Origin of the sequence: Nocardia sp. NPDC050710 (assembly GCF_040654375.1) — a bacterium.
Classification (GTDB): domain Bacteria; phylum Actinomycetota; class Actinomycetes; order Mycobacteriales; family Mycobacteriaceae; genus Nocardia.
On the sequence record NZ_JBFAHV010000016.1, the window covers coordinates 37,487 to 59,028 of the forward strand.

At 64.9% G+C, this 21,542-nt stretch carries 18 protein-coding genes; 5 read left to right on the plus strand and 13 right to left on the minus strand.

Going from position 1 to position 21,542, the window contains the following annotated elements:
* Positions 1 to 2: 2 nt before the first annotated feature.
* Together AB0H61_RS24555 and AB0H61_RS24560 are read right to left on the minus strand one after the other, a co-directional pair.
* A complete protein-coding gene (locus AB0H61_RS24555; RefSeq protein ID WP_357308440.1) occupies positions 3 to 1,583 on the minus strand; it encodes a hypothetical protein in 1,581 nt (526 codons plus the stop codon).
* Positions 1,584 to 1,688: 105 nt separating this feature from the next.
* Positions 1,689 to 2,423, minus strand: coding sequence for a DJ-1/PfpI family protein (locus tag AB0H61_RS24560; protein WP_357308443.1), 735 nt, complete (start codon positions 2,421 to 2,423; stop codon positions 1,689 to 1,691).
* 331 nt (positions 2,424 to 2,754) lie between these two features.
* On the opposite strand from AB0H61_RS24560, the gene AB0H61_RS24565 reads away from it, so the two are divergent.
* The 4 genes from AB0H61_RS24565 to AB0H61_RS24580 all read left to right on the plus strand — a co-directional run bounded on the left by AB0H61_RS24565 (position 2,755) and on the right by AB0H61_RS24580 (position 8,458).
* On the plus strand, positions 2,755 to 4,002 hold the full coding sequence (locus AB0H61_RS24565) for a TetR/AcrR family transcriptional regulator (RefSeq protein ID WP_357308446.1): 1,248 nt from the start codon (positions 2,755 to 2,757) through the stop codon (positions 4,000 to 4,002).
* A gap of 187 nt (positions 4,003 to 4,189) precedes the next feature.
* Positions 4,190 to 5,437, plus strand: a complete 1,248-nt coding sequence (locus AB0H61_RS24570; protein ID WP_357308449.1) for a TetR/AcrR family transcriptional regulator — start codon at positions 4,190 to 4,192, stop codon at positions 5,435 to 5,437.
* A 422-nt stretch (positions 5,438 to 5,859) separates the two neighbouring features.
* Positions 5,860 to 6,858: an oxygenase MpaB family protein gene (locus tag AB0H61_RS24575; RefSeq protein ID WP_357308452.1), complete on the plus strand. Its 999-nt coding sequence runs from the start codon at positions 5,860 to 5,862 to the stop codon at positions 6,856 to 6,858.
* Between the two features lie 175 nt (positions 6,859 to 7,033).
* Entirely contained in the window at positions 7,034 to 8,458 is a 1,425-nt protein-coding gene (locus tag AB0H61_RS24580; protein ID WP_357308455.1) for a carotenoid oxygenase family protein, read from the plus strand.
* Here the strand turns inward: AB0H61_RS24580 and AB0H61_RS24585 are convergent, their stop codons facing one another.
* Together AB0H61_RS24585 and AB0H61_RS24590 are read right to left on the minus strand one after the other, a co-directional pair.
* Positions 8,459 to 9,625 (minus strand): calcium-binding protein, encoded by a 1,167-nt coding sequence (locus AB0H61_RS24585; RefSeq protein WP_357308458.1) that lies wholly within the window; start codon positions 9,623 to 9,625, stop codon positions 8,459 to 8,461.
* Positions 9,622 to 11,424: an FAD-dependent oxidoreductase gene (locus AB0H61_RS24590; protein ID WP_357308461.1), complete on the minus strand. Its 1,803-nt coding sequence runs from the start codon at positions 11,422 to 11,424 to the stop codon at positions 9,622 to 9,624. The genes AB0H61_RS24585 and AB0H61_RS24590 overlap by 4 nt, the downstream gene beginning before the upstream one ends.
* A gap of 481 nt (positions 11,425 to 11,905) precedes the next feature.
* On the opposite strand from AB0H61_RS24590, the gene AB0H61_RS24595 reads away from it, so the two are divergent.
* A complete protein-coding gene (locus AB0H61_RS24595; protein ID WP_357308464.1) occupies positions 11,906 to 12,268 on the plus strand; it encodes a hypothetical protein in 363 nt (120 codons plus the stop codon).
* A gap of 49 nt (positions 12,269 to 12,317) precedes the next feature.
* Here the strand turns inward: AB0H61_RS24595 and AB0H61_RS24600 are convergent, their stop codons facing one another.
* The 9 genes from AB0H61_RS24600 to AB0H61_RS24640 are packed head-to-tail and all read right to left on the minus strand — an operon-like array spanning position 12,318 to position 21,518.
* On the minus strand, positions 12,318 to 12,911 hold the full coding sequence (locus AB0H61_RS24600) for a hypothetical protein (protein WP_357308467.1): 594 nt from the start codon (positions 12,909 to 12,911) through the stop codon (positions 12,318 to 12,320).
* 11 nt (positions 12,912 to 12,922) lie between these two features.
* Positions 12,923 to 14,101 (minus strand): MlaD family protein, encoded by a 1,179-nt coding sequence (locus AB0H61_RS24605; protein WP_357308470.1) that lies wholly within the window; start codon positions 14,099 to 14,101, stop codon positions 12,923 to 12,925.
* A complete protein-coding gene (locus tag AB0H61_RS24610) occupies positions 14,098 to 15,177 on the minus strand; it encodes an MCE family protein (RefSeq protein ID WP_357308740.1) in 1,080 nt (359 codons plus the stop codon). Before AB0H61_RS24610 ends, AB0H61_RS24605 begins: the two co-directional genes overlap by 4 nt.
* A gap of 32 nt (positions 15,178 to 15,209) precedes the next feature.
* Positions 15,210 to 16,310 (minus strand): MCE family protein, encoded by a 1,101-nt coding sequence (locus AB0H61_RS24615; RefSeq protein WP_357308473.1) that lies wholly within the window; start codon positions 16,308 to 16,310, stop codon positions 15,210 to 15,212.
* Entirely contained in the window at positions 16,310 to 17,320 is a 1,011-nt protein-coding gene (locus tag AB0H61_RS24620) for an MlaD family protein (RefSeq protein WP_357308476.1), read from the minus strand. Before AB0H61_RS24620 ends, AB0H61_RS24615 begins: the two co-directional genes overlap by 1 nt.
* Positions 17,320 to 18,342 (minus strand): MlaD family protein, encoded by a 1,023-nt coding sequence (locus AB0H61_RS24625; RefSeq protein WP_357308479.1) that lies wholly within the window; start codon positions 18,340 to 18,342, stop codon positions 17,320 to 17,322. The genes AB0H61_RS24620 and AB0H61_RS24625 overlap by 1 nt, the downstream gene beginning before the upstream one ends.
* A 2-nt stretch (positions 18,343 to 18,344) precedes the next feature.
* Positions 18,345 to 19,790, minus strand: a complete 1,446-nt coding sequence (locus tag AB0H61_RS24630; protein WP_357308482.1) for an MCE family protein — start codon at positions 19,788 to 19,790, stop codon at positions 18,345 to 18,347.
* Positions 19,791 to 19,798: 8 nt separating this feature from the next.
* Positions 19,799 to 20,662, minus strand: a complete 864-nt coding sequence (locus tag AB0H61_RS24635; protein ID WP_357308485.1) for an ABC transporter permease — start codon at positions 20,660 to 20,662, stop codon at positions 19,799 to 19,801.
* Between the two features lies 1 nt (position 20,663).
* Positions 20,664 to 21,518, minus strand: coding sequence for an ABC transporter permease (locus tag AB0H61_RS24640; protein WP_357308488.1), 855 nt, complete (start codon positions 21,516 to 21,518; stop codon positions 20,664 to 20,666).
* Positions 21,519 to 21,542 lie beyond the last annotated feature (24 nt).

Consider the following 21,542-nt stretch of genomic DNA (forward strand, 5'->3'; position numbering starts at 1 on the left):
GTTCAGGGCCGGGCGGAGCCGACCCCGGCGGCGGTCAACCAACCGAGGGGCAGCGCGAAGTCACGCACCAAGCGCACCCCCTGTGCGACACAGTCGCTCGCCGTCCTGGCGTCCGAATCCGCCGCGTCACGCCACTGGCGGCCCAGCGCGTCGATCGCGCGCTGGGCGGCCCGCCGCCACTGCTCGGGACACCAGGCGTCGGCCGAGCGCGCGTCGATCTTCTGCATCGCCGAGCGCACCGCCTCGGGCACCCGATACGGCCGGACTCCCGCCGGATCGGACTCGATGAAGGGCCGATCGATCAAACGCCGGGCGGCGTCCTCATCGGCGCCGCGGGCAATCGTGGCTACCAGGTCCAGTGAGAACGAATCGACCAGGCTCGCGGCGCGCAGCACCTGTCGTTCGTCCGGGGCGAGTTCCAGGAATGCCCGCGTCACCGAAGCGAGAAAATCCAGGTCGAATTCGGCCGCCGCCGGAACCGTGCCACGAAGTAGGGACAGCTCACGGAATCGCATGGCGGCGAATTCCAGATGTAGCGGCAGGCCCTCGGATCGCGCGGCGATCATGGCGCGTATCGGCGCCGGAACAAGGGGCAGGCCCCCGCGTGTGAAGGTGCGCGCCAGGTAGTCCTCGCTGTCGCTCGGGGAAAGGCGGCCGAACAGATGCTGCCGGGGTTCGCGATCGGCGTCCGCGCCGAGTAGCGGCCACCGCGTCGGCCCCGCGAAATCCAGTTCACCGGACCGGCGAATATCGTCCCAGCGCAGTCGATGACGGCCGACGATGACGAACAGCGCGTTGGGCAACAGCCAAGCCACCCGCTGCACGATCCGCTCCCGTGTTCGATCGGCCGGATCGTCGAAACCATCCAGCAGTATCACCGGCAGGACCCGATCCTCGGTGGGCAGTTGCGCCAGGTCCCAGGCGAGCAGATGCGGGTAGTAGCTCAGCGCCTCCGCATCCGGTTCGAGCTCGAGGAGATCAGGTAACCGACGACACCCGAATGCGGGCGACGGATTCCGGCGCAGCGCGCGCACGACCGCGGCGAGGGTCGGGCCGGCCAGGGCTCCCGGTGGTCGCGGCAGGCCGAGCGCCCGAACGGCGTCATCGATACCGGTGGACAGCGCGTCGCCGAGGTACTCCGCCGGTGGCTCATCGATACCGGCATAGTCGATATAGCGCCGAAATACCAGGTCGAAACAGGGCATTCGGCGGCCCGGATAGCCCACGGCCCGCCGGATGGCGAGCAGTATCGATGCGATATCTGCCCGTTCCGCGTCGATCCGGACCGGCACCGCGCGAGGCAGCGCCGAATCGGGCGACGCGGCCGCCGATTCCCGCGACGCGAGCAGTTCGGCGATTTCCCGGGCGACGGTATCGACGCCACCACCAACGCCGTGAAAGACCAGCACATTGCCGCGCGGTGCGACGAGGTCGGCACTGTCGAACGACGAATCGTCGCGGACCGCAAGGAGGTTTCGAATACTGTCCAGCACCGCGGCGCGCACCTCCGGCCGGATGGCGGTCACGGTCGAATACCCCTCATCGCCGACAGCGCCGAACTCTCGCGGACCCGACTCAGACATAACTCCTGCTTCCCCCGGACCGCAGTCTCTATGTCCGCGGATTCACTGCGTCTCGAATTCTCCGCTGCGCGCCACCCTATTCCCACCCACGGGGATAGCCGCAAATCAACGGCGAATACGTCGGATCATACTGCGCCACAGAGCCTTCTGCGCACCCGAAGCGGTGCCGATGAGCGTCCCACTGTGACGAAGGCCACCCAGGAGGCGCACCTGGTCGGCCAGGGCCATGCGCTGGACGGCGCCCGAAGCCTTGCTGGGATGGCCCGCGTCGAAAGGCGGTTGCGGATCGTATTCGATATCGAGCTGAATCGCCTGGGCGCGTTGCGGTCCGAAGGTTTCACCGACCAACCACAGCGCCAAATCGATACCGGCCGCGACCCCCGCCGCGGTGGCGACGCGGTCGCCGCGCACCACGCGCTGATCGCGCTGCGGCTCCGCGCCGAGCAGTGCGAGGGCGCCCTGGGCGGCCCAGTGCGTGGTGGCGGGCTTACCGTCCAGCAATCCGCCCGCCGCCAATACCAGCGCGCCGGTACAGACCGAGGTGGTCCAGGCACTGGTCCGGTGCGCGGATCGCAACCAGTTCAGTACCCGCCGGTCGGCGGCGACCGCCGTCGCGGCGGGACCGCCGGGGACCACGATGATCTGCGGCGCGGGCGTCTCGGCGAAGGTATGGGTGACGCCGAGCGCCAGCACCCCACTGTCGGTGAGCACGGGCCCGAGCTCATGCCCGACGAACCGCACCTCCACATCCGGCACCAGCCGCAGTACCTCGTACGGGCCGATCGCATCCAATGCCGTCATACCCGGATACAGGACTATCGCGACCTGACTGGTACCCACGTGCACCCACCCCCTGTAAAGCCGGATCAGACACGCAACGGTAACACTCCGAGCAGCAGTCGATGCCGACTATGTAAACAGTAATTCGTCATATCGAATAGAACTGTAATGCATATATATCGCATTAAGTTACTAGCTGTTCGAATGCAGAAGGGAGGACGGGCTCTGCTCCCACCCGCGTCATCCCGGACCCGGCGGCCGACACTCGGGCGCATCGGCGCGGTACAACCCCCCGCGTCACCAGGCCGATGCGCCCGGCCCAGCCGCACTGCCGGAGCACTCCCCGACCTGGGCAAATCACCCGCGGTGGCGGCTCGATACGATGTGGGACATGAGTGTCGACAATCGCCGCACGGCGCGCAAGGCGGTCACCGGCGAGGCGGCACCTCGGGAGATCCGACGTCGGCCGAAGAACCGGCGCGCCCAGATCGCCGCGGCATCCGCCGCCGCCTTCGGCTCACTGGGCTACCACGGCGTCAGCATGGAGGACATCGCCTCCGGGCTCGGCATCAGTTCCGCCGCGCTGTACCGCCACTACCCCAGCAAGTACTCGCTGTTCCGCGAGGAATTGATGCGGGTCGGCCGGGCCATGACCGAATCGGTCGAACTGCCGGAGCAGGCCGCGCAATGGTCGCCCGAGCAGCGGCTGCGGCATGTACTCGACGCCCTGATCGGCGCCACCATCGAGAACCGGTCCAGCGTCACCCTGGTGCGCTGGGAAGCCCGCTATCTGGAGCAGCCCGACCAAGAGATCCTGGCCGAGCAACAGCTGACCGTACTCGGCGCCCTCGGCGTTCAATTGAGCGAGCTGCGACCGGAACTCACCGAGAACGACCGCCGCGTACTGCGTGCCGCGATGCTCAGCGTGATCACCAGCATCGCCGACCATCACGCCACCCTGCCCGCGAAATCCCTCGTCCGGCTGCTCGGCGCGGCCTGCCGGTCGATTGCCGAGGCACCGCTGCCGCCGGCCGAGAAGACCGCCGAAACACCGGCCGCGGTGGAGATCCCGGATTCGTTCAAACACGAATTGTTGCTGCGCAAGGCCGTCGAACTCTTCCACGACCGCGGTTACCCGAATGTCAGCGTCGAGGAAATCGCCACCGCGGCCGGACTTTCCGCCGCCTCGGCGGTCTACCGCTTCTATCGTGGCAAGAGCGACCTACTGGCCGCGGCGTTCCGGCGGGCCGCCGAACGCGTCTCGGGTGCGATCGGCCCCGCGGTGGCCGCGGCGCCCGGACCGGAGGCCGCGCTCACCACGCTCATCACCCACTATGTCGAAGGCTCGTTCGCCGAGCGGGCCCTGACCTTCGTGTATTACACGGAGTTCCAGCATGTTCCGCAGGAGGAGCGCACGGTGCTGCGCAACATTCAGCGACTCAGCGTCGAGGAGTGGGCCCGGCTACTGCGCGAGGTCCGGCCGGAGCTCTCACCCGCCGAGGCCCGGTTCCTGATTCACGCCGCCTTCGCCGTCGTGGTCGACCTCGGGCGCGCATTCGACTCGGAACCGTTCGCCGCGCAGACGCGGGTCTGCCTACTGATGCAGCTGGTGCTCTTCGGTCGCCCGGCCCGGGTGTAGACCTGCTCGGCCCGGGCGATCACGGTATGCCGACAGCTCGAATATGTTAAGAGGTATTCTTCACCTCATTAGTATGATCGCGCATGTAGTGAGCATTGTTACCCCCTACTTGTGATCTACGGTTCAATTCGCATTCGGGCACGTTAACGCGGCTTTACCGAGCATCCGGTTGGGTTACCATCGCTGAATGGATGCCCAGAAACCCCGCGCTCCGCGCGAGGCGAAGGAGGACTCCGGGGCGCCACGAGTGATCCGGCGCCGCCCGCGCGACCGCCGGGCACAGATCGCGGCGGCCTCCGCCGAGGCGTTCGGCGCGCTGGGCTACTACGGCGTGAGCATGGAGGACATCGCCGCCCGGCTCGATATCAGCTCCACCGCGCTCTACCGTCACTACCCCAGCAAATACGCGCTCTTCCGCGAAGAGGCGTTACGGCTCAGCGCGCTGAGCGAGGAGGCGGTGCGGTTGCCCGCGGAAGTGGCGGATTCGCCTGCCACGCAACGGCTCGCACACATTCTGGACGCACTCATCGCGAAGTCCATCGCGAATCGCCGCAGCGCCGCCCTGCTGCGCTGGCAGAGCCGCTATCTCGAGCCCGACGACTACCAGGTCCTGATCAACCAGCTGATCCGGACCTATACGGTGCTGAGCGAACTGCTCGCCGAGACACGACCGGAACTGGACGGGGCCCAACGCGCGGTGCTCTCGACCGCAGCGCTCAGCATCGTGGGCAGCATCTCCGACCACCACGTCACGGTACCGGTGCGATCGCTGACGACCCTGCTGCGCTCGGCCTGCGAGACCGTGCTGCACAGTGATCTGCCACCGCTCGGCCGAGATACCGAATCCACCGGCGCCACCGAAGTTCCGCTGGCTTTCAAACACGAGCTGCTGCTGAAGCGGGCCATTGAACTGTTCCACGAACACGGGTATCCCAATGTGAGCGTGGAGGATATCGCCACCGCGGCCGGACTGCCCGCCTCCTCGGCGGTGTACCGGTTCTACCGCAGCAAGGGCGATATTCTCGCGGCCGCGTTCCGCCGTGCGGCGCAACGGGTTTCCGCCGCCATCGGGCCCGCCATCGCCGCCTCGGACGGCCCGGAGCAGGCGCTGACCACCCTGATCGAGCTCTACGTGCGGGGCTCCTTTTCCGAGCGGGAGCTCACCTTCGTCTATTACTCCGAGATCAGCAATGTGCCGCCGGAGGATCGCACGGTACTGCGGAACATTCAGCGGCTCAATGTCGAAGAGTGGGCCAAACTCGTCGCCCGGATGCGCCCGGAACTTTCCGCCGCCGAGGCCAGGGTACTGGTGCACGCCGCGATGGCCCTGGTCGTTGATCTCGGTCAGTGGCTCGGCCCGCAGAACCCGATCTGCTCACAGGCCAGGGTCATCCGGCTGATGCAGGTCATCCTGTGCACCCCTGACACTCCATAGACTTGCCCGCGGCGCGAGCCGATATCTCCGCCCAGACTCAAGGGCAACATATCACCATCTCACCCGGTGACTCACCACGCTGTTCTGAGCACTTCTCTGAAGAATTCCTCGGCTAGAGGAAGAATATCCAGTAACATAACAGTCAGCGCCAGGTAGTCCAGGCGCACCGACGGGGCGAGAAGGAGCTGTCGGATGACGGGTGGGGTGAGCGGTGGACGGCCGCGGCGTGACTCTCCGCACGCGCCGACCGCACGGGATACGTGGTCACCGGCCCGCGTATCCGGGCCCGGTGACAAGGGGGCACCGGGCCTCATCCCGGCGCGGAGCGGGAAGGTGCGCGCCACCGTTCAGACGCCGACCAAGCGAGCCGATCCCGCAGTGGCTCGACAGGATTCCACAAGAAGTATCGAGTAAGGATTCATATGACAACGGCAACGCAGCCATGGGAGCCGAACTACGATGATCCGCACGGTCATTCGTACGTGGAGGAGCTCGCCGCCCCCGTACGACACCGGCGGACGACGGTGGACCCACAACCGGATCGAGGCGAGCTACCACCGCTGACCACCGAGCAGACCCGCATCCACATCCCGGGTGTTCACCGGGAGACCAAGCGGCCACCGCGGCTGCAGGACGCACTCGATTTCTGGCAGTTCTCCGGCGCCGCGGCGAATGTGGCTATGCAGATGGGCAGCCCGCAGGTGGGTCGCGGCGTCGTCGAAAGCAAGGTGGAGTCCGGTGCGATCATGGTGCATCCGTGGAAGCGGTTACGGACCACCGCGTCCTATCTGGCCGTAGCCATCCTCGGTACCCCGGAGGAGAAGAAGATCTTCCGCGAGGCGGTCAATGTCGCGCATCGGCAGGTGAAGTCGGAGCCGGGCGCGAAGGTGAAATACAACGCCTTCGACCGGAATGTGCAGCTGTGGGTGGCGGCCTGCCTATTTATCGGCTTCGAGGATGCCTACCAGCTGCTCAACGGCAAGATGAGTCCGGAGCAGGCCGAGTCGTTCTACCAGACGTCATCGACCCTCGGTACCACCCTGCAGGTTCGCGAGGATATGTGGCCGGCGACGCGGGCCGACTTCGAGGCGTACTGGAACGAGGCATGTAGGCATATCAGCACAGACGAGGACGTTCGCGCCTTCGTCGACGACCTGGTACATCTGCGGATGATCCACTGGTACCTGCGACTGATCTTCGGCGGTTTGCTGCGCTTCCTGACCGCCGGATATCTGCCGCCGTACTTCCGCGAGCAGATGGGTGTGGAGTGGACGGCCGCCGACCAGCGCCGGTTCGAGCATCTGTTCCTGTTCGTGGGATTCGTCAATCGGTTCATTCCCAAATTCCTCCGGGTCGGCGGCAGCAAGACGTTGCTGCGGGACGTGCAGCGCCGGATCCGCAAGCAGCAGGCTCTCATCTGAAACTTCCTGCACCACAACAGAATCGGTGATCACCGGGCGCACGGCAAATATCCGATGGACGATCCGTGCGCCGGTCGCCGACGTGTTGGACTTCAATGCGGCTTTCCGACATCGCGACTGCCGCATCCACCGGCATCGGCCGAGTGGGAAGCAATTCGACTTGGAGGTGACCGAATTGACCGACCTGATCGAGCATTCGATACGTGAACCCGCTGTGGGTGAATACGACGACGTGGTGGTCGACGATGTCGTCGGCGTCATTCCGACGGAACTGTCGGGTACGTTATACCGCAACGGCCCCGTTCGCTGGGAAGCAGGTGGATTCTACGCCCAGCACCTGTTCGACGGCGATGGCATGATCGCCAAATTCGTGTTCGAGAACGGCGAATTGCGCTATCGGAATCGGTACGTCCGGACCCCGAAGTTCCGCGCCGAGGAGCGAGGCCGGGGTAAGCGGATCCGGGGTATGGGGACCAATGCGCCGGGTGGGGTGTTGGCGAACGCCGGTCGTCCACCGCGCGATCGGGCCAATACCCACGCGATCTATCACGCCGAAAAACTATTGGCGCTGACCGACGACGGTCGTCCATGGAAGATCGACCCCGACAGCTTGGCGACGTTGGGCCGAGCCCATTTCCGCGGTCGACTGCCACTGTGGAGCACATTCTCCCCGCACCCCAAACTGGACCCGCACACCGGTGAGATGTTCAATTTCGGGCTGACGATTCCACGCGTGCCACGGCCGGGCGCCATTGCCGCACTGCGCTGTTACCGGATCGATCGAAGCGGACGGCTGTCTACGATCAGGACGGTGCCGCTACCGCGGATCTTCATCAATCACGATTTCGGGTTGACTGAGAACTGCTTCGTTTTCCTCCTCGATCCATTGCATGTCAAGCATCCGATTCAGTTCGGACTGGGGCTGATCGACGCGAACGCCGCCACGGTTCACGAATCCGACTTGGGCACACTGGTCCTGCTGGTGCCACGTGACGGCGGCAAGCCGCGAATGTTCCCGGCCGATGTGATTGCGAAGGCACACGTCAACAATGCCTACGAAATCGGCGGTGAGGTAGTCATCGATCTGGTTCGCTACGACGACTGGACCGAGCTGTCGGCGATGCTGTGCGGATTCCGTGACCAGGAAAGGCTCGTCGGAGGTATTCCCAGCCGAGTGCGAATTACACCGTCGGACAGGGTGATCGTCGAAGACCGGACGGAGCTGCTGTCGGAATTCCCGATGCACGATTGGCGCCGCACCACGCGGGAGTACCGCTATTCGTACTTCGTGCACGGGGACGGCAGCACCGCTGGAATCATCAAGCTCGACAACCGAACCGGGCAGACGTGGTTGCATGAATTCGCGGATGGCGACTTTCCCGGTGAACCCGTCTTCGTTCCACGCACAGCCACGGCCGGCGAAGACGACGGTTGGCTGCTGGTCGTCAACTACGACCGCGCACGCCACCGGACGGCCGTGGTCATTCTCGATGCCCGCGATATCGAGGCCGCGCCGGTGGGGATCGCGACCTTGCCGCACCATTTCATGCCCGGCTTCCATGGCATGTTCACCGCCGATGTGCGGTTGGTCGGCGACTGATCAACGAACATCGGCAGCAATTCCACAATTCCGAACAGAGTTCCGGCCGGGGCCGCCGTCGCAGCGATCGATGCCGCCGCCACCGTCGATATCGTCATCTCCGGGGCCGCCGTCGATGGCGTCGTTGGACTGTCCGCCCGATATCCGATCGTCGCCGCTGCCCCGGGTGTATCCGAATATGCCCGGCCAGTGACCGGTGATGACGGATAGCGGGATCGGCATCCGGTCCACTCCCGGCATCCCGAGTAGACCCAACACCAGACCGTCGATGGTGACATCGACGGCGGCGACGATATTGTCGCCCTCGACCGGCGCCCCGAGCCCATTCGGGCCGTCACCGAGAATGATGGTGTCGTTGCCGCCGGTGGTGCCGCTGACCGTCGGGCCGAGGGCGGACTGATTGTCACCGATGACGAATCCGGACCCACCGGGCGGTCCGGCGAGAATATCGTTGCCCGCCGGGCCATTTGCTCCGTAGAAACTCGTATTGTCGCCGTTCATGGAGAACACCGTCCCCGAGGAATCGGTGATGGTGTCATCGCCACCGGGGCCGACGGCAGTGCCGGTGATCGCGCCGTTGTCGCCCACGAAGATCTCCAGCTCGCCCGACGAGTCGACCAGGTCATCGTTACCGCCCGGCCCCGAGGCGTTGCCACGAAATGACGCGTTGTCGCCGTGGTGGATATCCAGATTCCCCGGACCGCCGTCGACATGGTCGCTACCCGCGCGGCCCGAGGCATCACCGATGATGGCCGCGTTGTCACCGGCGATGATGTCCAGATCGCCGGGGCCACCGAGCACGATATCGTCACCACCGGGACCGTCGACGTTGCCCAGCAATGCGAATCGGTCGCCGAGAACGGCATCCGTTCCCGATTCGCCGTCGACGAGATCGTCACCGGGACCGCCGATGACGAAGTCGTTGCCGCCCAGTCCGCAGAGGGTGTCGTTGCCCGCGCCACCGTCGATCCAATCGATGCCATCGGACCCCACGATCACGTCGTCGCCCAGTGTGCCCTGGAGGTAACCGGCTCCCACGATGGTGGCGGGCAGGCCGTGACAGGTCGGCGCCGGCGGCGCGGCCGCCGCCGGACCGATCGACGCGGACACCGCCACGACCGATATGCCGAACAGGCCGAGCGAAATTCGAATCGGATGCCGCGTCATCCGATGTCCAAAATGTTGGGCTGCCCCGCCAGATACCGGGCCCGATCGACCGCCTTCAGCGGTTCCAGTTCGGGCGGGCGGTAACCGTCGAACAACGCCGCATGCGGCTCGCGCGACCCCGCCGTATCCAGCAGTGCGTTGACCGCGTGGCGGCCCGCCTCGTTCGCGGCCTCCATCGATGTGAAGTCGATGTTCTTGGGAGTCTGGACATAGTCCGCCGCCAGAAACAGATTCGGAACAGCGGTATGCGCCGTCGGGCGCAGATTCCATGATCCGACCGTGTTCAGGAAGTAGCGTTCGTCGTTGTACGGCTCATCGGTGCCCAGGCCCTGCGCCGCGGGGTCGATGAAGTACGACTCGATCATGTCGTCGGTCAAAACCTGCGTGCCCGAGTCGTTCACATGCCGCTTCATCTGTTCCCAGGCGTCTTCCGCGATCTGCTGCGGCGTGCATCGACTGGCCGGTTTGCCGTGCAATACCCCGGGCTCCTCCACCCAATCGGAGATGACCACCGACAGGCAGTCCTTCTCCCGCCCCGAACCCCAGGTCTGGCTGAAGTTCTCGCGCCAGATCTGCCCCTGTGGCAGCGACACCAGCTTCCACGGCGAGTCGATGTGCGCGACGTGGCCACGCAGCACCGCAGGTTCCCGGTTGAGGTAGTACTGAATACCGTTGGACCACGAGGTCTGTAGCTTCTTCAGGTTCTCGAATTGCGGATCACGCGCGGCCAGTTCGGATGTGGTGAGCAGTGGCGTGGCCCGCTCCAACGGAACGGCCAGCACGAACCAGTCCGCGTCCACTGACTCCGTACCCCCTGGTCCGCGAACTCGCGCACCGCCGATCCGATCACCGTCGAGATCCAGTCCGACAACCTCTGCGGGAAGCCGGAATTCGACACCGAGCGATTCGAGGTATCGAATCCACGGATCGATCCACGCCTCGTTCGTCGGCGCGTTCATCACCCGGTTGAGGGGCCCGGAGCTGCCCGGCAGCTGGAGGTAACCGGAAAACAGGATCGACTCGATGCCCTGTCCGGCCGTGCGAGCGCTGGCCGTTTGAGCCTTCAATGCCTGGATGATCTGGGCCGAACCACCGAATACACGCTGATAATCGATGGTTCTCGCGGACGCGCCGAGGTAATCCCACCAGGACAGGTACTCCCACTGCCCGTACCGCCGTTCATCACAACTGGTCAGGTACACGAGAATGCGATCGACGACATAGGCGGCCTCCCACGGCGGGATGAACACCGCGTGCACCAACGTACCGAGCAGCATCTGCCGAATGCTGTCGATAGTGATCAGATCCGGGGTGTGTATCGGGTCGGTCAGCACCCAGTCCGGAAGACGTCCCGCACGGGCGAGGCTGACATCGGCGAGGGTCTCCAGATTGCCCAGCACACCATTAGCGTTGCCCGGGAACGGAATTCGCCCCAAGGTGTCCGGCAGGTGGCGATAGAACCCGAAGTAGCCACGGTGGCCGTGTTCACCCGGTAGATCCCGGCGTCCACCGGACCCCGTACCCGGTACATACATACTTTTCGCTTTGCCGCCGAACGCTTTTCGCTCATACACGGTGACGGAGAAGCCTCGCTCGGCCAGTTCGTGCGCGGCCGTGAGCCCGGCGACGCCACCGCCGAGCACCGCCACCCGCGTGGCACCCGAACCCGGCGTCGCGCGTGCGGTGAATCTCCCGGCACCGGCGAGCGCCGTCCCGGCCGCGGCGACCCCGGCCGCTTTCAGCAGGGTCCGTCGGGAAACCGGCGAGATACCTGCTCCCGGACGCATCGAATCAACCATCTCGTCCTCCAACAACATGACGATGACGACCGCCGCGCACGAAATGCGTGACAGCCCTGAGAAATTCCCTGGCGACCGGAAGCCGGTCACGTGAAGGTGCGACTGCGCACCGAGGAAGCAACCGAACGGACCCGCACATCAGATCCAGAACCGGAAACGTAGCCCCTCAGTTAATCGCTGTTTCGCCTCATAGAATCACGATTCCTCCCCGTAGAACACCCTTTGGATACCATCTAAGTTATTGACGATTCTTCGACTTGGCAACCCGAAGCGGCCCGCGTCACACCATCAGCCAACCCGAATGACCGGACGGCGAGCTCAGGCGCAAGTAGCCGCTCATCGCCGCCAGGATGCGACGCGATACGACGAGTTGCGGACCGACCGGCTTGCCGATAACTTTTCGATTCGTTCACACCGACACGGTGGACAGCCGTGTGGTGTCGAGGCGATGTGCCGTTTGGCGCCTCGCCATAGCTTGTGGGTGGGGGAACACGTGGTCATCTGGAGTCGTTGGGGAATCGTGCTGTTCCTGGCCATCCCCGCGGTGGTCTTCCCGGCACTGGCGCTCGAGCATCGAATTCTCGGTGATCAGCATCCCAGCGAGCCGGTGAACGTGATCCTGTGGGGAATCAACGTACTGCTGCTGTCGCCGACGTTCTGGCTGCTGAACCTGCTGATGGAGCGGGTATTCGACCAGCCGGCGCGAGATCCCGCTACCGGGATCCTCTGGCGTCCGCGGCGCGCCACACTGTTCTACATTCCGACGGAATACTGGTTCATGATCGCCGGTTTCGCGGGTGCCGTCGCACTGATCATCGGGACCGTCCGCCTCGTAGTGGAGTAGCCGCCAGCCGGTGCACGCAACTCCACCAACCAGCGATGATCGTGGCGGACTACTGCTGTGGGGTCGGGGCGAGTGGCGAATTCACCTTGTTGACCAGCCATTTGCCGTCCACCTTCGCCATGCGCATCACCATCGACAGCTGGCCCGGCATGGGCTTGCCCTGGGTGCCGAGGCTGGTGATGGTCTGGCCGATCACCACGATCGCCTCGGCGGAGGTGTCGTCACCGGATTTGATCGCGCACTGGACGTCATTGGACTTCGACACCACTTCGCCTTGGGACAGCACCTCTTTCAGCTCCCTGCTGGTGTCGCCGAACTGCTTCTTCCAGTCTCCGGTCGCGCCGTCGAGCACCGCGGCGAAGTAGGTGTCGAGGTTCTTCGCGTCATATTCGGCGAGCACGGGGGCGTATGCGCAGGCGGCGGTACGAGCTTCCTCATGGGCCGCCAGCAGGCGGTCGCTCTCGCGGTCCTGCACGAAGAAGTAGACCGAGGAGGCGAGCGAGGCGCCGAGCAGCAGGGCCGCGGCGGCACGAATCGCGATGGCGCCCTTGGGGCCGGGCCGCAACCGCCCGAGCAGACCACCTGCGCCCGAGGCCGGTTCGGCGTCGACCGTCGTCTCGGTGTCGATATCCTTCTCGCTCACAGTGCTCGTTCCTATCTGCCGGGTACGGGTCGGGACAGTTCATTACCGGTCACTCCCGGCGGCGGGCCGGATCCGTTGTCCGGCACATTGGGCCGGGGCGCGTTCGCCGAACCGCGCACCTGCAGCGCCGGGTTATCGGTGACGCAGTAGTTGTAGAGCCGCACCCGGGTATCGGTCTGAATGTTCGTCGCGACCACCGGGATGGTGTCGTACTCGCACCACGGCCGCGGCCACGGATCGACCAGCGTGTGATACGAACCGTCCCAGGCCGGAACACCGATGGCCCGCGCCCCCTCCCGCAGGGCCGGAAACAGCGCGGCGATGGCCGGAGCACGGAGCTTCGCGGCCTTGGTGATCGCGACGAAATTCGTTACCAGGTTCGTCACCGGATCCTTGGTCTCCTCGACGAACCCGCCCAGCGTCGCCAATTGACCGGGCGCGAGATCTAGGAACCGGCGCACCTCCTGATCGGCGGCGGTGAGCTGCTCGAAGAGTGCACCCGCGCCGGTCGTCAGTGTCGTCAGATCCGGCTGTGCGTGCGAGGTGGTCTCGGAGATCACCTCGAGGTTCTCGATGAGCTGACGGGTCTGCGGCAGCAGATCGGTGAGCCCGGCCATCGCCCGGCTGATCCCGGAGATCATATTGCGCAGCCGATCCGGTCCACCGGCGAGCGCCTTATCGAGCTCATCGATGATCACGGTGAGGCGCTGCGGATTCATCCCGCCGATCAGCGCGCTCACATTGGTGAGCACCGACTGGATGGTGACCGGGGCCTTGGTCTGCGACATCTCGACCACCCCGCCATCGGTCAGATACGGACCGGTGTCGGAATCGGGCCGGAAGTCCAGATACTGCTCACCGGCCGCCGAGAGACGCCCGACGGCGACCGTGCCGCCGACGGGAATCTTTGCCGTGGAATCGATCTCGGCCACGGCGGCGACGCCGGTGCCGGAAACCCGGACCTCCTCGACCCGGCCGACCCGGATACCGCGGAAGGTGACGTCATTATTCGGCAGCAACCCGCCGGAGGTTTGCAGCTGCACGGTGACCCGGTAGGTACTCGGCAGCGGATTGAACCGCAGTACCGCGGCGCCCAGGTAGGAAGAGCCGAGGATGAGCACGATGATCGACCCGATATTGGCGACCGCGACACGGCGCCGAACCAGGTAGTTCCACAACGGAATATTCATCGTCCGCCTCCCGGCCGCGGTGCGCTGTTCAGGCGACCGATCACCTTCTCGATCACCTGGGTGAGGCTGCCGATGAAGGCGGTCACATCACCGAAGTCGGGCAGTCTGCTGCCGGTGGGATCGGTCAGCGCGCCGAGGCTCAGATACGAGACGTTGGCCTGCATAGCCAGCTGGGGGCCGTCGAAGTTGGCCATGATCGACGGGTAGAGCTGGTCGAAACGTTCCAGCGCCTGGCCCAATTCATCGGCCTCGGTGAAGCCGGACATCAGCTTCTGGATGCTGTCGAAGAGGCTGACGAATTCCGGCCCGGTGGTATCGGTGAAGTCGCCGAGCGCGGCCATGGTGGTCGACACCTTGCCGATGAGGGCCGACATATCCCGGTTGTTCTCGGCGAAGAGACCGAGCAGCGCCGGGAAGGTATCCGCGGCCTCGCCGAGTTGGGCCTTGCGTGTTGCCAATTCTCCGGTCAGCACGGAGACGCCGGAAAGCACACTATCGATATCGGCGGTGCGCTGATTCAGTGCATCGATCGCACTGCCGAGTTCGGTGAGCAGATGCGCCAGCTGCGGTGCCCGCCCGGCGAACATGGAGTTCATCTCGGAGGTGATCTTGGCGGCCTGGTTCAGGCCACCGCCGTTGAGCAGCATGGAGATCGAGACCATCAGTTGTTCGACCGAGGCGCCCGCCGAGGTGTGCTCGGTGCCGATGGTATCGCCGGATCGCAGCACCTCGGCGTCCGATGGTGCGGCAGGCAGCGTCATGGCGACGAAGATGTCACCGAGCGGGGTCGCTTGCCTCAGCTCGACGGTGGTGCCGCGCGGCAACCGGATGTCCTCGCGGATCAGCATTTCCACATCGGCGATGAAATTGATGGTGCTGATGCCGGTGACGACACCGATATCGGTGCCGCCGATCTTCACATGCGCCCGGTCCGGCAGATTCAGCGCATCCCGGAACGCGGCGTGGATGACGTAGCCCTCAGCGCCGATCCCCGGTTTGGGCAGTGGCACATTGTCAACGGTCACGGCGCATCCGGTGGCGCTGCCGATACCGGCCGCGACGAGCACGGCGGCCATGGCGCGGAGAACATAACTCCTTGCCCGCGTTCTCATTCGGTAATCCCCAACAGGGCTGCGGTGAGACCGAAATCCGGACCCATATCCTGAATCCTTCCCGTTCGGCAGCCATCCAGCCGCATCTGGACGCGCTCGCAGAACAGCGACAATGCCTCGCTGTCGAGCGTGATCTTGTCGAGCAAGCCGTGCAGGCGCAGCGCACGATGCTCATAGCTGATGGCATTGGCGTAGTTCTGCAAGAACAGCGGCGTCACGTCGACGATTTCGGTGAGCGCGCGCGCATTCGTTCGCATCTGCTCGGTGATCGTGACGAAGCGGTTCAACGCCCCCGCCAGCTGATCGTGATTCTGCCCCACCACGGTCGAGGTGTTGGCGACGAAATCGTTCAGCTGGGTGATCACGGCGTGCAAACCCGGCGCCTGTTCACCCATCAGCTGCACCAATTCGGTGAGCCTGCCGCTGAAGTCGCGCACCGTCTGGTCGTTCGACGCGATCACCTGGGTGATCTCATTCAGCTTGACGATGGTGTTGGCGATCTGGTCCTTATTGGCGAAGGTCACCTCGAAGGCCGAGGAGAGCGCGTCCAGCGTCACCCGGAGCCGATCGCCATTACCGTCCAACAGCGGGAACAGGACCCGGCTCGCCATCGGTCCGTTCTCGCTGTCACCCTTCAGCGCCGCGCCGAGCTGATCGAAGTTCTGCAGAATGCGATCCAGCTCGACGGGAGTTCGGGTGCGTGCCAACGGGATATGGTCGCCGTCGGCCAGCGTCGGGCCGTTGCCGGTGTAGGCGGGGGCGAGTTCGACGTGCCGGTTGGTGATCAGCTGCGGTGAGATCAGCGCCGCCATGGCATCCGCCGGGACCTTGATGTCTTTCTCGATCGACATCGTCACCTGGACATAGCTACCCTTCGCGGTGACCGTATCGACCCGGCCGACCGGCACCCCGAGAATCGCGACCTCATTGCCCGCGTACAAACCGGCGACATTCTCGAAATCCGCACTGATGCGCAGATGTTCGCCGAGGTACTGACCCGGCAGCGAGCTGATGCTCTCCGGCAGCAGCGAGCAGCCCGACGCGAATGCCGCGGCCGTGCACACCACCGCCAGTTTTATCAACGCACGAAACTTCATCAGTTGCACCCCGATATCGCTTGTGCGAAACACAGCCAGTTATCCGGGAAGAGCCACGGTGCGTAGATTTCACCGTACGGCCCGTTACCCATCGAATTGTTGAACTGCCGGAAGGCCACCGGCATAATTTCGTAGAGCCGATCCAGGTTCTCCCGATTCTTCTGCAGACCCTCGGTCATGGTGTTCAGATTCTCGATGAGCGGGCCCAGCTGACCGTTGTTCTCGATGCCCATCTGTTGCAGTAGTCCGGTCAGCGACGCGACATTGTCGAGCAACTGCCGCAGCAGATTTTGGCGCAGCGCCACCGCATTGCCGATCGCCTCACCGCGGGTCAGCAGCAGTAGCACGCTGTTCTGGTTGTCGGAGACCAACTGGGAGACCTGATCCATGCTCTTCAGCAGCAGGTCGATCTCGTCCCGGCGCTCGTTGATCACCTTCGCCAGCGCACCGATACTGTCCAGCGCCGCGACGGTCAGCTGCGGGGAATCGCCCATCTGCCGATCCAGCAGGTCGAGCGACTGCCGCAGCTGGAGCGGATCGATCCGTTCGATCCGCTCGAACGACGACTTGTACTGCGGATCCTGGATCACCTTGCCGAGGTTGTACGGCACGGCCGTGTTCGATAGCCGAATCGTGTTGTCGGGCAGTCCTTTACCATCTCCAGGGGTCAGCTCGATATGGAGCCTTCCCAGAATGGTCGACATCTTGATCGCGGCCCGGGCATTCGGGCCCAGTCGCAGATCGCGGCGGACGCGCAGATCGAGCACGACTTTGTCCCCGACCAGCCGGACCGCCCGGACCGCGCCGACCTCGATTCCGGAGATGTCGACGGTCGCCCCCACCCGCACCCCCGCCGCCTGCGCGAACTCGGCGTGGATCGTCTTGTCGGCCAGCCGCGCTTCGGAGATCGCGCTGGAACCGACCAGCAGCAGCGCCACGGCAGCCGCGGCCATGACACCGAGCCAGAGGTAGCGGTTCTTCGAATACCGGGGCAACCGAATTCGTGCCATCACCGGCACACCTCCGACTGAGAGTTGCCGCCGACCTGCGAGAAGAGTCCGGGTGGCAACAGCACACCCCACAGCGACACGTCGAGTCGGCAGATATAGGCGTTGGCGTAGGCGCCGTAGGAGGTGAATCGAGCCAGCGCATTCAGCATGGTCGGGAACTGCACCGCAGCTTTGTCCAGCGCCGCGCCGTTCAGCAGCAGGAGCGCGACACCGGTGGTCGCGTCATTCTGTGCCTCGGCCAGGTCGGGTTTGACCTGGGTGACCAGCCCGACCAGGGAATCGGTCGACGCGGCGATCTGATCGACGGAGTGCTTCAGCGATTCACCCTCGGCGTAGAGCGCCTCCACCAGGGCGCGCGACTGGGTGATCAAGGTTTCGAGCTCCTTGCTGCGATTGGCCAATCCGGACAGCACGCTGCTGAGATTGGTGATCACATCGCCGAGAATGCGATCGCGCTGCCCGAAGGTGCTCGCCAGTTCCGCCGCCTGGGTGATCAGCGTGCTCAGCGAGACACCGTCGCCCTGTAACGCCTGAATCAGCGTCTCCGACAGCGAATTCACCTGATCCGGTTGCAGCACGCTGAACAATGGCTCGAAACCGGAGAGCAGCGAGGAGACATCGAAGGAGTGTTCGGTGCGCTCCAGCGGAATGTGCGCGCCGGGCCGCAATGCCTCGCCCTCGTCCTTACCCGGAATCAGGGCGATATAGCGCTGGCCGATAAGATTCTGGTAGCGCACCAGCGCCTTGGTGGTACTGGTCAGCCGCTGCCGATCCTGGATACGAAAGCCGATGCGCGCCTTGTAATCATCATCGAAATCGATCGCATCGACCCGGCCGACCCGCACGCCCGCCATCCGGACATCGTCGCCCACCCGCACGCCCATGACATCGGAGAAGGTCGCCGAATAGGAATCGGTGCCGCCCGGAACGGAGCGCTGCAGGGTGGACCAGATCGTGTAGGTGAGCGCGATGGCGAGCACCGCGAAGAAGCTGAAACCGATGAGCGCCTTACCGGATTTCACGGTCAGTTACCTCCTTCGCCGGTGTCGTAAACGGTGACCGTGCCGCCTGCCAGCAGCGGCGTCAGCAGGAGCAGCTGCGCGGCATTCGGTTGGCCGCCGACAATCGCCGCCACACCCGCGTGCCCGCGTCCGGCGGCGATCGGACGGGCTCCGGGCACGGCGTTATTCGCGCCGGGGACGGCATAGTTCGCGGCGGGCGCGGTCAGGCCGGGGATGACCGGAAGTCCTGGAATCGCGGGCAGCCCCGGGATTGCAGGAAGTCCGGGAACCCCCACACCCGGCGCCCCCTGCACGCCGGGCGGGTTCACGGTCGGGGCGGGCCCCGCGGCATCCAGCCACCGCGGCGTCAGCTGTGGCGGAAATTCCTGCTCGGGTGCGACTTCCGGCACCGTGGGCCCGCCGCAACGCGGACCGGACATCGATCCGTAGCGCGGGCAGTCCTTCGCGGTGTACTGCTGGAAGGGTGTGAAGGTCACATCCATCGTCCACACCATCTGGCGGCTCGGGCCGAAGTGGAATACCTGGACCATCTTGGCCAGGGTGGCGTTGAGGTTACGTACGGTGTCGGGAATCGCATTCGAATCCTCGGCCAGATCGCCGAAGACCTGGTTCAGGCCCGGAATCAGGTCCTTCGCCGAGTTCGGATTGGCCGCGAAGAGACCATTCACCGACTCAATCGTGTTGCTCGCATTCGACAGCAGCGCAACCAGATTGGCCCGGCGCTCGGTCAATGTGCGAGCCGCCGTCACCGATTCGGAGAGCACGCCGACCAATTCGGGCGCCGAACGGCTCAGTTCGGTGGTGGCGCGGCCCAGATCGCCGAGCAGATTCCCGATGCCGGGAATCGAATGCACCTGCGTCAGCCAGTTGTCCAGCCGCTCCACGGTCGAACCCGGCACCCGCGCGCCGGGATCGAGGGCGGCGGCCAGCGTGGCGAGCACGCGGCCGAGCTTCTCCGGCTGGATATTGTCGAGCACATCGCGCAGCACGGTGAGGGTGGTCTGTAGTTGCGTCGTGCCCGCGCTGGTGTCCTCCGGAATCGTCGCACCCGCGGCCAGTTTCGCTCCGCCGGAGCCCTGGTCGAGCAGTTCGATCGCGGTGACACCGAAGATATTGTTCGGCACGACTCTCGCGGTGACGCCCGCCGGAATAGTCCCCGCGAAAGCGGGTTTCAGGTCGACGCTGGCACGCTGACGCGCACCCTTGCCGACCACCTCCACCGCGGCGACCGTGCCGACCACCATGCCGCGGAATTTCACATCCGCGCGGGTGGGCAGGCCGTCGCCGGTACTGGTCAGCTCGACCGTGACCGGGACTTTCTCCTGGAAGTATCCGTTGTAACGCAGCATCAGCAGCGCCAGCAGAACCGCGACGGCCGCCATCATGGCCAGACCGGACAGCGTGAGCTGACGGGCCGTCGGGCCGCGTCCACTGGGATCGAACAACATCGTGACCCCTATCCCGAGATCCGGAAGCCGGGATCGATACCCCAGATCGCCAGGGTCAGAAACAGATTGGCGAAAACCATGACAACGATGACCATCTTGATCGCGCGCCCCGCCGCCACCCCGACGCCCTCCGGACCACCGGTCGCGGTGTAGCCGTAGTAGCACTGGATGAAGGTCGCGAGCAGTACGAAGACCACGACCTTGAGCAGCGAGAAGAAAACATCGGGGCCGATGAGGAATTGGAAGAAATAGTGGTCGTAGGTCCCGGCCGAGGTGCCGCCCAGGAACAGCACCGACAGCTTGGTGGCCAGATAGGCGGTGGCCAGGCCGACGGTATACAGCGGAATTATGGTCAGGGTGGCGGCGATCATGCGAGCCGTGACCAGATAGGGCAGCGGCCGGATCGCCATGGATTCCAGCGCGTCGATCTCGTCGGAGATCCGCATCGATCCGAGTTGTGCGGTGAAACGACAACCCGCCTGGATCGCGAAGGCCAGCGTCGCCAGAATCGGGGCCAATTCCCTTGTCGTCGCGAATCCGGAGATCGCGCCGGTGAGCGGGCCCATCGTGAGCAGATTAAGTGCCGTGAAGGATTCCATGCCGACGGTGATGCCGCCGAACGCGCACAGGATGATCACCACGCCCACCGTGCCGCCGCCGACCACCAGGGAGCCGTTGCCCCAGCCGACATCGGCGGTGAGCCGCAGCACCTCTTTGCGATAGTGCCTGAGCACAAAGGGAATTGCCGCCACCGCCTGGAAGAAGGTGATGGCCTGGTGGCCCACGCGCTGATTCGCTCGAGAGGGCACCGTCGCTGCCATACCGACCGCCCGGAATGGTTTAAGGGCGGGCGGGGTGTACTTCGTGCCCACCTCAGATGACCCTCGTCGGAAACAGCGTGTTGTAGAGCTGGGTGAGGATGATGTTCGTCGCGAACAACATCAGCGCGGAGGTGACCACCGCCGAGTTGACCGCATCGGCGACGCCACCGGGACCGCCCTTGGCGTGTAACCCGATGTCGCAGGCGATGATCGCGGTCAGCGCGCCGAATATCGCGGCCTTGACCAGCGCGACGATCAGGTCGTTGGCCACCGCGAAGGAGGCGAACGAACCGATGAAGGAGCCCGGGGTTCCGGACTGGGCATAGACATTGAACATATAGGCGGTCGCGAACCCGACGAAAACGATGAATCCGCACAGCAGCATGCTGACCAGCACCGCGGCCACCAGTCGCGGAGCGACCAAGCGCCGCACCGGATTCACGCCCATCACCATCATGGCGTCGATCTCCTCGCGGATGGTCCGCGAGCCGAGATCGGCGCAGATGGCCGAGCCCACCGCGCCCGCGATCATCAGCGAGGTGACCAGCGGCGCACCCTGCCGGATGATTCCGAGGCCGGCCACCGCACCGATGAAGGTGGTCGCACCGACCTGATTCACCAGCGCGCCGACCTGAATCGAGACGACGACGGCGATGGGGATCGCGACGAACACCGTGGGCGCGGCCGAGACACTCGACATGAAGGCGCACTGCTTGATGAACTCGTGATAGGGGAACCGGCGCGCGAAGATCGCCCGGAACAGTTCGATGACCGCGTCCCGCCCCAGCATCACCTGACGGCCCAGCGTCTCCAGAGACCGTTGCGGATGCCGCTGCCACAGCCCGTGCAGGTCTTGGACCGCCAACTCCAAATCGGTCCGCCGCGGAGGTTGTTCGGTGATAGTCACTAGTGCCCCGAGTCCTTTCTCGGC

Bases quoted from the DNA above. Each gene is read 5' to 3' on its own strand.
- AB0H61_RS24585 (WP_357308458.1), bottom strand. From the start codon at position 9,625: ATGACGCGGCATCCGATTCGAATTTCGCTCGGCCTGTTCGGCATATCG.
- AB0H61_RS24570 (WP_357308449.1), top strand. From the start codon at position 4,190: ATGGATGCCCAGAAACCCCGCGCTCCGCGCGAGGCGAAGGAGGACTCC.
- AB0H61_RS24620 (WP_357308476.1), bottom strand. From the start codon at position 17,320: ATGGCACGAATTCGGTTGCCCCGGTATTCGAAGAACCGCTACCTCTGG.
- AB0H61_RS24590 (WP_357308461.1), bottom strand. From the start codon at position 11,424: ATGGTTGATTCGATGCGTCCGGGAGCAGGTATCTCGCCGGTTTCCCGA.
- AB0H61_RS24565 (WP_357308446.1), top strand. From the start codon at position 2,755: ATGAGTGTCGACAATCGCCGCACGGCGCGCAAGGCGGTCACCGGCGAG.
- AB0H61_RS24555 (WP_357308440.1), bottom strand. From the start codon at position 1,583: ATGTCTGAGTCGGGTCCGCGAGAGTTCGGCGCTGTCGGCGATGAGGGG.
- AB0H61_RS24615 (WP_357308473.1), bottom strand. From the start codon at position 16,310: ATGAAGTTTCGTGCGTTGATAAAACTGGCGGTGGTGTGCACGGCCGCG.
- AB0H61_RS24575 (WP_357308452.1), top strand. From the start codon at position 5,860: ATGACAACGGCAACGCAGCCATGGGAGCCGAACTACGATGATCCGCAC.
- AB0H61_RS24610 (WP_357308740.1), bottom strand. From the start codon at position 15,177: ATGGCCGCCGTGCTCGTCGCGGCCGGTATCGGCAGCGCCACCGGATGC.
- AB0H61_RS24630 (WP_357308482.1), bottom strand. From the start codon at position 19,790: ATGTTGTTCGATCCCAGTGGACGCGGCCCGACGGCCCGTCAGCTCACG.
- AB0H61_RS24605 (WP_357308470.1), bottom strand. From the start codon at position 14,101: ATGAATATTCCGTTGTGGAACTACCTGGTTCGGCGCCGTGTCGCGGTC.